This window comes from Cellulosimicrobium funkei (genome assembly GCF_900155925.1).
In the GTDB taxonomy this organism is placed as follows: Bacteria; Actinomycetota; Actinomycetes; order Actinomycetales; family Cellulomonadaceae; genus Cellulosimicrobium; species Cellulosimicrobium funkei.
Genome location: NZ_FTMI01000005.1, coordinates 226,375 through 241,222, shown reverse-complemented (window position 1 = coordinate 241,222; position 14,848 = coordinate 226,375). Strand labels below are relative to the sequence as shown.

The window sequence follows — 14,848 nt, the reverse complement described above, 5'->3', positions numbered from 1 at the left end:
TAGGGTGGGCACGTGACGAGGATCGTGGCGGGAACAGTCGGTGGGCGCACGCTGCAGGTCCCGCCCCGCGGCACGCGACCGACGAGCGAGCGCGTGCGGGAGGCGATCTTCTCCCGGCTCGAGCACCTCGGCGTGGTCGACGACGCGCGCGTCCTCGACCTCTACGCGGGCTCCGGCGCGCTCGGCCTCGAGGCGGCGAGCCGCGGCGCGGCCGACGTCACGCTCGTCGACTCCGCGCGGGTCGCGGCCGACGTCGCACGACGCAACGTCGCCGCCCTCGGCCTGTCGAACGTGCACGTCGTCGCGCAGCCGGCCGAGGCGTTCGTCGCGGGCGTGGCGGCGGCCGCGGCGCAGCGGTCGGCGGCCGGGGACGCGGCCGGAGCGGCCGGGGCGCCGTCCCGGGGGCGTGCGGGCCACGGCCCCTTCCACCTCGTGCTCGTGGACCCGCCCTACGACGTGACGGCCGAGGCGCTCGAGCGCGTCCTCGCGCACCTCGCCGTGCCCGGCGTGCTGGACCCGGCCGCCGTCGTCGTCGTCGAGCGCTCGACGCGCACGCCCGAGCCGACGTGGCCCGCCGGCTGGGAGCTCGTCGCGCACAAGGACTACGGCGAGACCGCGGTGTTCTTCGTCGGCCCGGAGCTCCCCGACGACGCATAGCCCGCCGCCCAGCCGTATCCGGCCCTACGTCCCCGTCGACCAGGTGGTTCTGGCTCGTCCGGGTCGGTTGACGCACCCGTACCGCCTGCTCGGCCTGCCGGGACCGCCTGGTCGGTGGGGGCGTCCGCGGGACCGGGGGGTCAGGCAGTCGGGGCTCGGGTCTCGGCCGGGGAGAGGGTGCCGACGGGCACGGTCGCGAGGGCGGCGGGGTCGTCCGGGTCGACGAGGCGCACGCGGTCCCCGCCCGCGGCGTCGAGCAGGCGGCGGGTCGCGGTGTCGTCGGCGAGCGTGCCCTCGCTCTCGCGGAGGTTCTCCGCGAGGAACGCGCGCAGCGGCGCGGCCGGGACGTCGTCGCCGGCGGCGTGCGGACCGAGGGGGAACGACACGAGGAGGAGCGCGGGCACGCGCTCGCCGCCCGGGCCGTCGCCGGGCTGGAAGTAGGGGAGCGCCAGGACGCGCGCCCCGAGGCGCGCGTAGAACCGGAGCCGCGCGACCGGGTCGCCGTGGGCCTCGCTGCCCGTGTGGTGCGCGGGGTGCTCGACCTCGCCCACGACGACGAGCGGGTCGAGCGCGCGCCAGTCGTCGAGCGCGGTGGTGACGAGACGACGGCCCACGCCGCCGCCGCGGCGTCCGGGGGCGATCGCGAGGTAGAGCACGAGGAGGACGCGCGCGTCGGCGAACCACTCGCCGACGACGCCGGCGACGACGCGGCCCTCCTCGACGACGCCGAGGCTGCGCAGCCGCCCGCTCGCGTGGGCGTCGAGCAGCTCCTGCTCGTCGACGAGCTCGGCCGGCGGGAACGACGGCACGAGGACGTCGCGGTGCAGCGAGCGCAGCAGCGCGGGGTCGGTGAGCGGGACGACGGCGGGGGTGGTCACGTCGACCATCGTCGCGCCCGACGCCGGTCGGCGCGCGCCCGGCCGCGCCGCCCGGGTCCAGCGGCCCCCGTGTACTACCGTGACGAGGTGACCACAGCCGTCTGTCCCGGGTCGTTCGACCCGATCACCCTGGGCCACCTCGACATCGTCCGCCGTGCGCGCGCCCTCTTCGACGAGGTCGTCGTCGGCGTCGCGCGGAACGCGTCGAAGTCGGCGCTCCTGAGCGTCGACGAGCGCGTGGACCTCGCGCGGTCCGCGGTGCGGGACGCGGGGCTGGACGGCGTCCGGGTCGAGGTCGTGCCGGGGCTGCTCGTCGACTTCTGCCGCGACGTCGGTGCGACGGCGGTGGTCAAGGGCTTGCGCGGCGGCGCCGACTTCGACGCGGAGCTGCCGATGGCGCTCATGAACCGGCACCTCGCGGGGGTCGAGACGGTGTTCGTCGCGGGCGACGCGGCGCTCCTGCACGTCGCGTCGTCGCTCGTGAAGGACATCGCGCGGTACGGGGGACCGGTGGACGACCTCGTCCCGCCGGGGGTGGGCGACGCCGTCCGGGCGGCGCTGGCACGGACGCAGGGGACCAGCAGGTGAGCACGACGGGAAGGACCGGGTACGTGAGCGAGCAGCAGGGCCGACGGCCGACGCACGAGGACCGCGCGGGCGAGGAGGCGCAGGTCGGGTTGAACGCGATCCTCGACGACCTCACGCACCTCGTCGAGTCGGCGCGCACGATGCCGATGTCCGCGTCGGTGCTGGTGCACAAGGGCGACGCCCTCGCGCTCCTGGACGAGCTGCGGGGCGCGCTGCCCGAGCAGCTCGCGCACGCGGACGAGGTGCTCGCGCAGGCGGACGCCGTGCTCGAGGACGCGCACCGGCAGGCGGAGGAGATCCTCACGACGGCGCGCGCCCGGGCGATCGAGCTCGTGCAGACGGAGCAGGTGGTGGTCCAGGCGGAGGCGCGCGCCCGCGACATCGTCGACGAGGCGCAGGAGGCGGCTGCCGTGCTGCAGCGCGACGCCGACGACTACTGCGACCGGCGGCTCGCGGACTTCGAGGTGGACCTCGGCAAGCTCCTCGCGCAGGTCCAGGCCGGCCGGGCGAAGCTCGCGGACCGGCTCGGCGACCGCTTCGGCGACGCCGACGAGTCGCCGTTCCCGGCGACGATGCGCGAGCGCGGCGGGGAGCGCGCGGCCCGCTGACGGGCGTGCCGGTCGCCGGGCCCGACCACCGTCGTGGTCGGCGCCGCGAAGGTGGCGACCACGGCGTCCGGTGACGTAAGATCGATGTTTGGCTCGTCGCGTCACGCGTCGACCCGTGCCTGGCAGCCGCCGTCGAGCGGTCGCCGGCCCCCGACCATCGTTGACCACCGTCCGCGGGCGCCCACGCCTGCGGGCTCCGATCCTGGAGCGCACCATCACCGCCGAGAAGACGTCGCCGCTCGTGCTCGACACGCACGAGCTCGGTCGGCGACCCGGGAGCATGCTGACGGTCCGCCGGACCGTCCCCGCGCCGGCCGACCTCGGGACCGCCGTCATCGGCATCCCCGAGGGCAGCGAGCTTGAGCTCGACCTGCGTCTCGAGGCCGTCATGGAGGGCGTGCTCGTCTCCGGGACGGTGACGGGGCGCGCGGTCGGGGAGTGCGTGCGCTGCCTCGACACGGTGCACGAGGACGTCTCGGTCGAGCTCGGCGAGCTGTTCGCCTACCCGGAGCGCGCGAAGGCCGCCGAGGAGTCGGGCGACGACCTGGAGGACGCCGAGGACGTCTACGAGCTGGACGGCGACCTCGCGGACATCGAGCCCGCGCTACGGGATTCGGTCGTCACTGCACTACCATTCAGTCCGGTGTGCCGAGCGGACTGCCCGGGGCTGTGCTCCGAGTGCGGTGCGCGCCTGGCGGACGACCCGGGCCACACCCACGAACTTGTCGACCCTCGCTGGTCGGCGCTGGAGAGCATGTTCGACACCTCGAACGTGTCCGACGAGACGAAAGAGAGCTAGCCGTGGCTGTTCCGAAGCGCAAGATGTCGCGCAGCAACACCCGTGCGCGTCGTTCGCAGTGGAAGACGACCGCCGCGAACCTCACCACCTGCCCGCAGTGCAAGGGCGACAAGCTGTCGCACGCGGCGTGCCCGACGTGCGGTACCTACAAGGGCCGCCAGTACGCCGAGGCGCTGCGCACCGAGCACGCAGGCTGAGGCGCGTGGCACCGGCTGCACCGGCATCCGGTCTTCTCGAGAAGCTCGGGGTCCATCTGGACCCCGAGCTTCTCGTGCTTGCGCTCACGCACCGGTCGTTCGCGCACGAGAACGGCGGCATCCCCACGAACGAGCGTCTCGAGTTCCTCGGTGACACCGTCCTGGGCCTCGTCGTCACGGAGACCCTCTACCGCCGCCACCCCGACCTGTCCGAGGGCGAGCTCGCCAAGATGCGGGCCGCGACCGTCTCGCAGAAGTCGCTCGCCGCGATCGCGCGCCGGCTCGGCCTGGGGCAGTACGTGCTGCTCGGCAAGGGCGAGATCCGCACGCGCGGCAACGACAAGGACTCGATCCTCTCCGACACGGTCGAGGCGATCATCGGCGCGGTCTACCTGAGCCACGGCCTGGAGCCTGCCCGCGGGCTCGTGCTCGGGCTCGTCGAGCCGACGCTGTCGGCGGCGGCCGGTCTGGGCGCCGGGCTCGACTGGAAGACGTCGCTCCAGGAGGCCGCGGCCGCGGCCGGGCTGAGCGCGCCGTCGTACTCGAGCGACGCCGTCGGGCCGGACCACGCGCGGGTCTTCACGTCGTACGTGCACCTCGACGGCCGCCTCTACGGCACGGGCAGCGGGACGGCGAAGAAGTACGCCGAGCAGGAGGCCGCGGAGCGTGCGTACCGCGCGCTCGCGGCGGAGCAGGCCGAGCGCGAGGCGGCGTCCGCGGCCTCGCCGGTCGCGGCCGAGGACGCCGGTGCCTGAGCTGCCCGAGGTCGAGACCGTCCGTGACGGTCTCGCCCGCCACGTCGTGGGCGCCCGCGTCGTCGACGTGGAGGTGCTGCGCGACTACAGCGTGCGGCGCCACGAGGGCGGGCCGGCGGGCTTCCGCGACGAGCTGCTCGGCCAGCGGCTCGGCGCCGCGGTGCGCCGCGGCAAGTTCCTCTGGCTCCCGCTCGAGCCCGCCGCCGGGTCCGACGACGGCCCCGCCGCCGCCCTGCTGGCCCACCTCGGGATGTCGGGCCAGCTCCTCGTCCGCTCCGGCGTCGCGCTCGCCGACCGCTCGCCGCACCTGCGGGTGCGCGTCGTGCTGGAGCACGACGACCGCACCGCCTACGGCGCGCAGGCGCTCGACTTCGTCGACCAGCGCACGTTCGGGCACCTGTCCGTCCAGGACCTCGTCCCGACGCCCGACGGCGCTCCCGGCGGCCTCGGCTCCGACCTCGCCGCGGTCCCGGCGCCGGTCGCGCACATCGGCCGGGACCTGCTCGACCCGTCGCTGCGGCGCGCCGATGTCGTGGACGCGATCCGGCGTCGTCGGACGGGCGTCAAGCGCGCGCTGCTCGACCAGACCGTCGTGTCCGGGGTCGGCAACATCTACGCGGACGAGGCGCTGTGGCGCGCCCGGCTGCACTACGCCCGCGCGACGGACACGCTGCGCCGTCCCGAGGCGCACCGCCTGCTCGACGCGGCGGCCGAGGTCATGACCGAGGCCCTCGCGCAGGGCGGCACGAGCTTCGACGCGCTGTACGTCAACGTGAACGGGCAGTCCGGCTACTTCTCGCGGTCGCTCGCCGTGTACGGGCAGGAGGGCGAGCCGTGCCCCCGGTGCGGCACGCCCGTCCGGCGCGACGAGTTCATGAACCGCTCGTCGTACACGTGCCCGCGGTGCCAGCCGCGGCCCCGCAACGGCCGCTGGTAGACCCCGGAAGCGTCCCCGCTGAGTGCAGGAAAAAGTCGCGTCCGGGCCCACCCGACGCGACGATGCCATGCACTCAGCGGGGGACGACGTTGCGGAGCTCGCGGCCCGCGCGGAGCGCGTCGAGGTTGGCGTTGACGAGCTCGGACGCGCGCTGGGGCCGGTTGCCCGCGACGTGCGGCGTGAGGACCAGGCGCGGCGCGTCCCACAGGGGCGACTCCGTGGGCAGGGGCTCGGACCCGGTGACGTCGAGCGCGGCGCCGCCGAGGCGCCCGTCGTGCAGCGCGGCGACGAGCGCGTCCTCGTCGACCGTGGCGCCGCGGCCGACGTTGACGAAGACCGCGTGGTCGGGGAGCTGGTCGATCCGCGCGGCGTCGAACGCGTGCCGCGTCGTGTCGAGGGCGGGCAGGAGCGAGACGAGCACGTCGGTCGAGGCGAGCACGTCGGGGAGGTCGTCGTCGGTCACGACGGGGAAGCCGTGCCGCTCGCCGCGGCGGCTCGCGACGCCCGTCACGTCGGCGCCGAGCGCCGCGAGCAGCGGCGCGAGCCGGGCGGCGATCGAGCCGAAGCCCCACACGGTCACGCGTGCGCCGTCGAGCGTGTAGCGCGCGGCCGTCGCCGGGTCCGCCTGCGCCTGGTTCACCGCGGTGTCCCACCGGTGCTCGCGCTGCGCCGCCCCGAGCACGTCGAGCCGGCGCACGACGGCGAGGACCAGCGCGAGCGCGTGCTCCGCGACGGGGCCGTCGTGCAGGGACCGGCCGGAGGTGATCGTCACGTCCGGCCCGAACCCGGCGGCGAGCACGGCGTCGGGGCCCGCGGCGAGCGTCTGGACCCAGCGCAGGCGCGGGAGCCGCGCCGCGGCGTCGGCGAGGTTCTCCGCGGAGCCGCCCCACACCACGAGCACCTCGGCGTCGGCGTCCTCGGGGCGGAACGGGGCCGCGGCGTCGTACACGACGACCTCGTCGTCCGGGCCCGCGTCCACGTCGAGGGCGATGGTGCCGGGCACGAGGATCTTCACCGCTGCTCCTTGAGGTCGTCCGTGTCGTCGTCACGGCCCTCGCGCTGCGCGGGACGGGCCGCCTCGCGAACGTATCACCGCGCCCGCGCCGCCCCGAGACGGTTCGGCGCTGGTGCGGCGCCCGGTCCACGACCCGGCCGCGCCCCGGACGACTCCCCAGGCGCGACCTGCGTCGCGGCGATATGTTCGCGGTGTTCCGACGACGCGCCGTCCGCGCGCCGTCCCGGTCGGCCCCGGCGGGGTCACGGCTTCGGGGGTGGGGGATGGGCTCGTCCACGGGCGCGCCGACGCACGCTGAGGTGCGCGCGGCGATCACGGCACGGACACCGAAGAACTACATCACGTGGCTCACGCTCGCGTTCATGATCACGTCGTCGGTCGCGAGCCTGCGCGCCGCGCCGACCATGGCGGTCTACGGCCTCGCGGCCGTGTTCCTCTACGTGGTCCCGGCGCTCGTGTTCCTGCTCCCGACGTCGCTCGTGTCGGCCGAGCTGGCGTCGGGGTGGTCGGGCGGCGTGTACCGCTGGGTCGCGGACGGCGTGTCGAAGCCGCTCGGGTTCCTCGCGATCTGGTGCCAGTTCGCGATGACGATCTTCTACTACCCGAGCCTGCTCGGGTACGTCGCGAGCACGTTCGCCTACGTCATCAACCCGAGCCTCGCGAGCAACGGGCTCTACGTGGCGATCGTCATCGTCGTGCTCTTCTGGACGGGCGTGTGGCTCTCCTCCCAGGGCACCAAGACGGTCGCGGGGCTGTCGAGCTGGGGCCTCGTCATCGGGACGCTCGTCCCGGCCGCGATCCTCGTCGTGCTCGGAGTCGTCTTCCTGGCCCAGGGCAACCCGTCGGCCGCGCCGATGGACGCGCAGCACCTGCTGCCGGCCTGGACCGGGCTCGCGTCGCTGGTGCTCATCGTCAACAACTTCCTGTCGTACGCGGGCATGGAGATGAACGCGGTGCACGTGACGAGCCTGCGCAGGCCGGCGACGGAGTTCCCGCGGTCGATGTTCCTGGCGATCGGGCTCGTCCTCGTGATCTTCATCCTCCCGGCCGTCGCGATCAGCTGGGTGATCCCCGCCGACCAGCTCAGCCTGACCGCCGGGGTGATGCAGGCGTTCGACGCGTTCTTCGCCAACTTCGGCGTGAGCTGGCTGACGCCGATCCTCGGCCTCATGCTCATCGCGGCGTCGCTCGGCGGCATGCTCACCTGGCTCGCCGGGCCGTCGAAGGGCCTGCTCACGGTCGCGCGCGAGGAGGGCTACCTGCCGCCGTTCCTGCAGCGGCTCAACAAGCACGGCGTGCAGCAGAACATCCTCGTCACGCAGGGTGTCATCACGACCGGCATCGCGCTCCTGTACGCCTTCATCCCCGACGTCTCGAGCGCCTACTGGATCCTGTCCGTCATCACGACGCAGGTGTATCTCGTCATGTACCTGCTGCTGTTCGTCGCGGCGGTGCGGCTGCGCCGTCGGGCACCCGACCACCCGCGCGGCTACCGCGCGCCCGCGCTGACGCTCCTGTGCGTCGTCGGGTTCTGCGCCTCGGTGGCCGCGATGATCATCGGGTTCGTGCCGCCCGCGCAGTTCTCCAGCGGGAACGTGGGCGTCTACGTGCTGATCGTCGGTGGCGGCCTCGGGATCATCGGCATCCTCGTCCCGGCGCTCTTCTACCTGCTGCGCAAGCCGTCCTGGAAGGACCCCGAGGCCGCGGCGCTCGCGGCGGCGGACGAGGCGGGGGAGGGGGACGCGGCATGACCACGTCCCGCCCCTCCCACGTCCCCGAGCACGAGCCCGAGCCGGTCTCGTCGAAACGGTGGGTCACGTACACCGCCGCCGCGCTGCTCCTCGTCGCCCTCGGCGCCGTCATGCTGATCATGTTCGACAACGTGCGGTCGAACCGCGACGCGCGCGAGGCCGAGCAGAAGGCGGCCGAGCTGCACGAGCAGTTCGCCGCGATCGGGATCACCGCCTTCAGCGAGGAGACGATCGCCGACGTCCTCGGCGACGACGCCGGCGGCTTCTGCGCCGACCCGGCCGCCCTCGTCGAGGCGACCGCCAACCTCGGCGCGGCGAACGGGGCCGCCGGCCCCGGCCTGCGGCCCTCCGTGCTCGACGAGCGCCGGCTCGCCGGCGACCGGCTCGTCATCGAGGTCTACTGCCCCGACCAGCTCGCCGCGTTCGACGCGTACGTGGACTCGCTCGACCTCGACCCCGGCCGCACCACCGAGCAGGGCGGCGAGGGCACCGACGCCACCACCGGAACCACGACCGAGGAGGACGCGTGAGCCAGCCGAGCACCGGAGCACGACCCGACGCCACCGGGCACGTCGAGGAGGTGCGCGCCGCCGTGCAGGGCCTCCTGCCGCGCGCGCTCGACGACCTGCGCACGCTCGTCGCCATCCCGTCCGTCGCCGACGAGCGCCTCTACCCCCGCGCCGAGTGCGAGCGCGCCGCGCGGTGGGTGGCCGACGCGTTCCGCGCGGAGGGGATCGACACGCGCCTGGAGGTCACGCCCGACGGGTCGCAGGTCGTCCTGGGCCACCGTCCCGGGCCCCACGGCGCGCCGACCGTCCTGCTCTACGCGCACTACGACGTCCAGCCGCCCCTCGACGACGCGGCGTGGACCAGCCCGCCCTTCGAGCTCACCGAGCGCGACGGTCGCCTCTACGGGCGCGGCGCCGCGGACTGCAAGGGGAACGTCGTCACGCACCTCACCGCGCTGCGGGCCCTGCGCGCGCTCGGCGGCGACGACCTCCCCGTCGGGGTCCGGCTCGTCGTCGAGGGCTCCGAGGAGCAGGGCACGGGCGGCCTCGACCGGTGGGTCGAGGCGAACCCCGGGGCGCTCGCGGCCGACGCGATGCTCGTCCAGGACACCGGCAACGCCGAGCTCGGCCTCCCGACGCTGACCGTCACCCTGCGCGGTGCGGCGAACGTCGTCGTGCACGTCGAGGCGCTCGAGGGCGAGATCCACTCCGGCATGTTCGGAGGCGCCGCGCCCGACGCGCTCGCGGCTCTCGTCGCGATCCTCGCGAGCCTGCGCGACGAGCACGGCGACACGACCATCGACGGCGTGCCGCCCGCCGTCGCGCACGGCACGTGGGACGGCGTCGCGTACGACGAGGACCAGTTCCGCCGCGACGCGGGCGTGCTCGACGGCGTCGTGCTCGTCGGGACCGGCAGCGTCGCCGACCGGCTGTGGGCGCGGCCCGTCGTGACGATCCTCGGGATCGACGCGCCGAGCGTCGTCGGCTCGGCGGCCGCGATCCAACCGCGCGCGTCCGCCCGGCTCAACCTGCGGGTGCCGCCCGGCGCGGACGCCCAGGACCTGCAGGACAAGCTCGTCGCACACCTCGAGGCCCACGCGCCCTGGGGGGTGCGCGTACGGGTCGAGCGCGACGCCGTCGGGCAGCCGTTCGCGGCCCGCACGAGCGGGCACGTGTTCGACACGCTCACGGGGGCGCTCGCGGACGCCTACGGGCGCGAGACGGTCACCGCGGGCCAGGGCGGCTCGATCCCGCTGTGCAACGTGCTCGCGGGCCAGTACCCGGACGCGGAGATCGTGCTCCTCGGGGTCGAGGAGCCGGCGTGCCTCATCCACGCGCCGAACGAGTCGGTCGCGCCCAGCGAGATCGAGAACCTCGCGGTCGGCGAGGCGCTGTTCCTCGCGCGCCTCGGCGAGGGCTGACCCTGCGGGCTCACCGCACCGCGGGGGCCTCCTGATCGAGCGCCCAGCGGTAGGCGGGGAGCGCGAGCAGCTCGGCGTGCGTCCCGCGCGCGACGACGCGTGCGGGGGCGCCGTCCGGCGCGTCGTCGGGGACGCCGAGCAGCAGCACCTCGTCGACCGCCTCGAGCGCGCTCAGCCGGTGCGTCGCGAGGACGACGCCGCGCCGGTCCTGCGCGGCGCGCGTCGTCGCGACGAGGTGCCGCACGAGCGCGTCGGCGCCGGCGGCGTCGAGGTGCTCCGCGGGCTCGTCGAGCAGCAGCAGCGGCGCGGGGGACAGGAGCGCGCGCGCCACGAGCAGACGGCGGCGCTCGCCGCCCGAGACCGTGGTGGCGTCGGGGCCGAGCAGCGTCTCCAGGCCGTCGGGCAGCGCGGCGAGCCACGGGTCGAGGCCGACGGCACGCAGAGCGGCCTCGGCCTCCTCGGTCGTGACGTCGCCGCGCGCGACGCGCAGGTTCTCCAGCACGGTCGTGTCGAACACGTGCCCGTCCTCCGCGACGAGCACGACGTGGTGCGCCACGTCCTCGCGCGCGAGGTCGGCCGTCGGGACGCCGTCGAGGAGCACCCGCCCCGCGACCTCCGGGACGAGCCCGGCGGCGGTCGCGAGCAGCGTCGTCTTGCCGACGCCCGACGGCCCGACGACGGCGACCGCACGGCCCGGAGCGAGCGCGAGATCCACGCCCTCGACGACGGTGCGTCCGGCGCCCGGCCAGCCGGCCGCGACGTCGTCGAGCACGAGGGACGCGCGCGGGTCGGGGGCGCGGCCCGCCTCGCCGGGGGCGGGGGTCGGCGCGCGGCCGGCCGCGGGCGCCGGCCCGTCGAGGAGCCCGACCACGCGCGCGGCGGCCTGCCGCGAGCGGTGGAGCTGGACGGCGGCGGCGGGCAGCGTGTTCGCCGCCTCGAACACCGCGAGGGGCGTGAGGACGATGACGGACAGCTCGACGGGCGCGAGCGTGCCGGCGGTGACGGCCGGGATGCCGAGCAGGAGCGACGCGAGCACCGCGAGGCCGACGGCGAGCGCGGCGATCCCGGCCGCGACCCCGGCGGGGCGGGCGCCGTCGTCGGTCACGCGGGCCAGCGCCCGGTCGGTCGCGCGCAGGTCGTCGAGGCGCGTGCCGAGGCGCCCGGACACGGCGAGCGGCCCGGACTCCTCGAGGATCTCCAGCGTCGTGGCGGTCATCGCCGCGCGCGTCGTGGCGCCGCGCGCCTCGACCTCGCGCGCCGACCGGGCGGAGAGCCACGGTGCGACGACGGCAGCGAGCAGCAGGCACAGCGCGAGCGCGACCCCGGCCGCGGGCAGGAAGGCGCCCACGAGCACGACGGACCCCACCGACACGGCGAGCGCGACCCCGGCGGGCACGAACGCGCGCACGACCACGTCACCGACCGCGTCGACGTCCGCGCCGACGCGCGCGAGCAGGTCGCCGCGCCGCAGCCCGACGAGCGCGGCGGGCGAGCCCTGCGCGAGCGCGGTGTAGAGGTTGGCGCGCAGGGACGCCATGCCGCGCAGCGCGACGTCGTGCGACGCGAGCCGCTCCAGGTACCGGAAGACGCCGCGGGAGATGCCGAACGCGCGCACGCCGACGACCGCGACGGACAGCGTGAGGACCGGCGGCATCTGCGAGGCGCGCGCGATGAGCCACGCCGCGGCGGCCGCGAGGCCGACGGCGCTCCCGAGCGAGAGCGTGCCGAGCACGACCGCCCACACGACGCGGCGCCAGCGCACGTCGAGCAGCCCGACCGCCCGCCACAGCGGGTCGGCGGCGAGGCGGGCACGAGGTCCGGTCACGGGACGCTCCCCTCGGGGGTCGTGGAGGTGGCGGCGCCGACCGCCACGGCGGTGCCCCGGGGGTCGGCCGGGTCGACGCCCGGGCTCGCCGGGGACGGCTCGAGCCGTGCGGAGCGGACCTCGACGACGTCGTCCGCCGCGCGCACGAGCGAGGCACGGTGCGCGACCACGACGACGGTGCGCCCCTGGTCGCGGAACGCCCGCACGGCGTCGAGCACCACCTGCTCGCCGCGCGCGTCCAGGTGCGCCGTCGGCTCGTCGAGCACGACGAGCGGGACGCGCGCCGGGTCGCCGAGCAGCGCCGCGGCGAGCGCGACGCGCTGGCGCTGGCCGACGCTCAGCCCGACGCCGCCGCGCCCGACCTCGGTGTCCCAGCCCGCGGGCAGCGTGGCGAGCACCGTGTCGAGGCCGGCGGTGCGCGCCGCGCGGTCGAGGTCGGCGTCGGTGACGTCCAGGCCGCCGGCGACGACGTCGCGCAGCCGCCCCGGCGCGAGCACGGGGCGCTGGGGGAGCCACGCGACCTGGGGCCAGTACGTCTGGGGGTCGACGTCGGCCAGGTCGAGCCGGGCGCCGTCGGGCGCGGTGAGGGTCGCGGTGCCGCGGTCGGGCCGCACGAGGCCGAGCAGGACCATCGCCGCCGTCGTCTTTCCCGCGCCGCTCGGCCCGGTGAGGGCCACGACGCGGCCGCTCGAGGTCCCGAGCCGGAGCTCGAGGTCGAGGTCGGCGGGCGCGAGCACGTCGCGCTCCCCGGCCCGCACGCTCACGCCGCGCAGGGCGAGCGTCGTCCCGGCGAGCGCGGGCGCGGGCGCGGTGCCCGGCGCGGGCGCGTCCTCGTCGAGGACGGCGAACGCCTGCTCGGCCGCGGCGATGCCGTCGGTCGAGGCGTGGAAGTGCAGGCCGACCTGGCGCAGCGGGAGGTAGACCTCGGGCGCGAGCACGAGCACGGCGAGCGCCGGCTCGAGCTCCATGCCGCCGTGCACGAGGCGCAGGCCGACGCCCACGGCCACGACCGCGACGGACAGCGTCGTGAGGAGCTCGAGCACCATGCCGGAGAGGAACGCGACGCGCAGCGTGCCCATCGTGGCGCGGCGGTTGGCCTCGCCGAGCGCGCGCACGCGCCGCTCGGGGCCGCGCGCGCGACCGAACGCGAGGAGCGTCGGCAGGCCGGCGAGCAGGTCGAGCACCTGCGCGCCGAGCCGCTGCATGACGATGAGGCGCCGCTCCGACGTCCCCGCGGTGAGGCGCCCGACGAGCGTCATGAAGATCGGGACGAGGGGGATGGTCACGGCGATGATCACGGCCGAGACCCAGTCCAGGCCCAGCACGACGGCGAGCGTCGCGGGCGTGACGGTGGCGGCGAGCAGGAGCTGGGGCAGGTACCGCACCATGTAGGGCTCGAGCTGGTCGAGCCCGCGCGTCGCGAGCGTCGCGACCTCGGGGCCGCGCCCCGAGGCCAGCCACCGCGGGCCGAGCGCCACGGCGTGCGTGACGACCTGCTCGCGCAGCTCGGCGACGGTGCGCGTCGCGGCACGCAGCGCGAAGCGCTCCTGCGCCCACGAGGTGCCGGCGCGCGCGGCGACGACGGCGGCGAGCAGCCCGACCCGCGGCCCCAGGTCGGCCAGGTCGGCCGTCCCCTGGACGGCCGGTGCGAGGACCGACGCGAGGACGAGGGCCTGGGCGACGACCAGGGCCGCCGTGGCGAACCCGAGCACCGCCGTCAGGACGACGTACCCTCGCGCGGCCCGCGCGTGGCGCAGGAGCCGCGGGTCGAGCGGCTTCACGAGCCGGTGCCCCCGCCGTCGGTCAGGCCGCGGCCGGTCGAGCCGCCCGAGGACGCCCCGCCGAACGCCGCCTCGCGGACCTTCTTGAGCGACAGGCCGGCGGGCGCGGGGATGTCCTTCGTCGACAGGCGGCGGCGGAACACCCAGTAGGTCCACGACTGGTAGGCGATGACGAGCGGCGTGAGGATCACGGCGACCCACGTCATCACGGTGAGCGTGTAGTCGGTCGACGACGCGTTGTGCACCGTCAGCGAGTTCGCCGGGTCGACGGCGGGCATCACGTCGGGGTACATCGAGCCGAAGATCAGCACGACGGCGGCGACGATCGTGAGGGCCGACGCCGTGAACGCGCGTCCCTCGGAGCCCTTGCGGTTCGCGAGGAGCGTCGTCGCGAGCCCGGCCGCGGCGAGCACGACGGCGGCCCACGTCCAGGGCACCGAGTACGCGACCTGGGCCCAGACGGCCCAGCCGCCGGCGAGCACGAGCGCGGCCACGCCGAAGACCGAGGCGTGCTGACGGGCGCGGGCGCGGATCTCGCCGTCGGTCTTGAGCGCGACGAAGACCGAGCCGTGCAGCAGGAACAGGCTCAGCGTGACGAGACCGCCGAGGAGCGCGAACGGCGACAGGAGCGAGAAGAAGCCGCCGACGAACTGGTGGTCGGCGTCGAGCTGCACGCCGCGCACGAGGTTGGCGAACGCGACGCCCCACAGCACGGCGGGGACCCACGACCCGACCTGGATCGCGACGTCGCAGCGGCGCGCCCAGCCCTCGTCGCGGATCTTGCCGCGGTACTCGAACGCGACGCCGCGCACGATGAGCGCGACGAGGATGAGCAGGAGCGGCAGGTAGAAGCCGGAGAAGAGCGTCGCGTACCACTCGGGGAAGGCGGCGAACGTCGCGCCGCCCGCGGTGAGCAGCCACACCTCGTTCCCGTCCCAGACGGGGCCGATGGTGTTGATGAGGACGCGGCGCTCCTTCTCGCGGTGCTCCTTGTCACCGCGCGGGAGGATCGACAGCAGCATGCCGACCCCGAAGTCGAAGCCCTCGAGCACGAGGTAGCCGGTCCACAGGACCGCGATGAGCACGAACCAGACGACGGCGAGATCCACGGTGTCTCCTGAGTTTTC

Annotated in this window: 15 protein-coding genes; 10 read left to right on the top strand and 5 right to left on the bottom strand. The window is 75.5% G+C overall.

From position 1 onward, the window contains the following. Positions 1-12 precede the first annotated feature (12 nt). A complete protein-coding gene (gene rsmD, locus BXA05_RS14315) occupies positions 13-657 on the top strand; it encodes a 16S rRNA (guanine(966)-N(2))-methyltransferase RsmD (protein ID WP_076405653.1) in 645 nt (214 codons plus the stop codon). Between the two features lie 140 nt (positions 658-797). Here the strand turns inward: rsmD and BXA05_RS14310 are convergent, their stop codons facing one another. Next, positions 798-1,535: a GNAT family N-acetyltransferase gene (locus BXA05_RS14310; protein ID WP_170963185.1), complete on the bottom strand. Its 738-nt coding sequence runs from the start codon at positions 1,533-1,535 to the stop codon at positions 798-800. Positions 1,536-1,622: 87 nt separating this feature from the next. Here BXA05_RS14310 and coaD point away from each other — a divergent pair, with 87 nt between their 5' ends. From coaD to mutM, 6 genes are all read left to right on the top strand, one after another. Then, entirely contained in the window at positions 1,623-2,123 is a 501-nt protein-coding gene (gene coaD, locus BXA05_RS14305; protein WP_031315746.1) for a pantetheine-phosphate adenylyltransferase, read from the top strand. Positions 2,124-2,146: 23 nt separating this feature from the next. Further along, a complete protein-coding gene (locus tag BXA05_RS14300; protein WP_081600119.1) occupies positions 2,147-2,731 on the top strand; it encodes an ATP synthase subunit B family protein in 585 nt (194 codons plus the stop codon). 280 nt (positions 2,732-3,011) lie between these two features. Next, positions 3,012-3,530, top strand: a complete 519-nt coding sequence (locus BXA05_RS14295; RefSeq protein WP_163187270.1) for a YceD family protein — start codon at positions 3,012-3,014, stop codon at positions 3,528-3,530. A gap of 2 nt (positions 3,531-3,532) precedes the next feature. Next, positions 3,533-3,727, top strand: coding sequence for a 50S ribosomal protein L32 (rpmF, locus tag BXA05_RS14290; protein ID WP_021482203.1), 195 nt, complete (start codon positions 3,533-3,535; stop codon positions 3,725-3,727). 5 nt (positions 3,728-3,732) lie between these two features. After that, positions 3,733-4,482, top strand: coding sequence for a ribonuclease III (gene rnc, locus BXA05_RS14285; protein WP_051028283.1), 750 nt, complete (start codon positions 3,733-3,735; stop codon positions 4,480-4,482). Continuing rightward, positions 4,475-5,419, top strand: a complete 945-nt coding sequence (gene mutM / locus BXA05_RS14280) for a bifunctional DNA-formamidopyrimidine glycosylase/DNA-(apurinic or apyrimidinic site) lyase (RefSeq protein ID WP_076405648.1) — start codon at positions 4,475-4,477, stop codon at positions 5,417-5,419. Before rnc ends, mutM begins: the two co-directional genes overlap by 8 nt. Before the next feature lie 73 nt (positions 5,420-5,492). Here the strand turns inward: mutM and BXA05_RS14275 are convergent, their stop codons facing one another. Next, positions 5,493-6,434, bottom strand: coding sequence for an NAD(P)-dependent oxidoreductase (locus BXA05_RS14275; protein WP_076405647.1), 942 nt, complete (start codon positions 6,432-6,434; stop codon positions 5,493-5,495). 263 nt (positions 6,435-6,697) lie between these two features. On the opposite strand from BXA05_RS14275, the gene gadC reads away from it, so the two are divergent. The 3 genes from gadC to BXA05_RS14260 are packed head-to-tail and all read left to right on the top strand — an operon-like array spanning position 6,698 to position 10,115. After that, positions 6,698-8,185, top strand: coding sequence for a glutamate/gamma-aminobutyrate antiporter GadC (gadC, locus tag BXA05_RS14270; RefSeq protein WP_082774226.1), 1,488 nt, complete (start codon positions 6,698-6,700; stop codon positions 8,183-8,185). Further along, on the top strand, positions 8,182-8,715 hold the full coding sequence (locus BXA05_RS14265) for a hypothetical protein (protein ID WP_076405645.1): 534 nt from the start codon (positions 8,182-8,184) through the stop codon (positions 8,713-8,715). The genes gadC and BXA05_RS14265 overlap by 4 nt, the downstream gene beginning before the upstream one ends. Next, entirely contained in the window at positions 8,712-10,115 is a 1,404-nt protein-coding gene (locus BXA05_RS14260; protein ID WP_076405643.1) for a dipeptidase, read from the top strand. The genes BXA05_RS14265 and BXA05_RS14260 overlap by 4 nt, the downstream gene beginning before the upstream one ends. 10 nt (positions 10,116-10,125) lie before the next feature. On the opposite strand, the gene cydC is transcribed toward BXA05_RS14260, so the two are convergent. From cydC to cydB, 3 genes are read right to left on the bottom strand one after another with little or no spacing between them, the layout of a single operon-like run. After that, positions 10,126-11,940 (bottom strand): thiol reductant ABC exporter subunit CydC, encoded by a 1,815-nt coding sequence (cydC, locus tag BXA05_RS14255; protein ID WP_076405641.1) that lies wholly within the window; start codon positions 11,938-11,940, stop codon positions 10,126-10,128. After that, positions 11,937-13,721 (bottom strand): thiol reductant ABC exporter subunit CydD, encoded by a 1,785-nt coding sequence (gene cydD / locus BXA05_RS14250; protein ID WP_076405639.1) that lies wholly within the window; start codon positions 13,719-13,721, stop codon positions 11,937-11,939. The genes cydC and cydD overlap by 4 nt, the downstream gene beginning before the upstream one ends. Continuing rightward, a complete protein-coding gene (cydB, locus tag BXA05_RS14245; protein ID WP_076405637.1) occupies positions 13,718-14,830 on the bottom strand; it encodes a cytochrome d ubiquinol oxidase subunit II in 1,113 nt (370 codons plus the stop codon). Before cydB ends, cydD begins: the two co-directional genes overlap by 4 nt. Positions 14,831-14,848 lie beyond the last annotated feature (18 nt).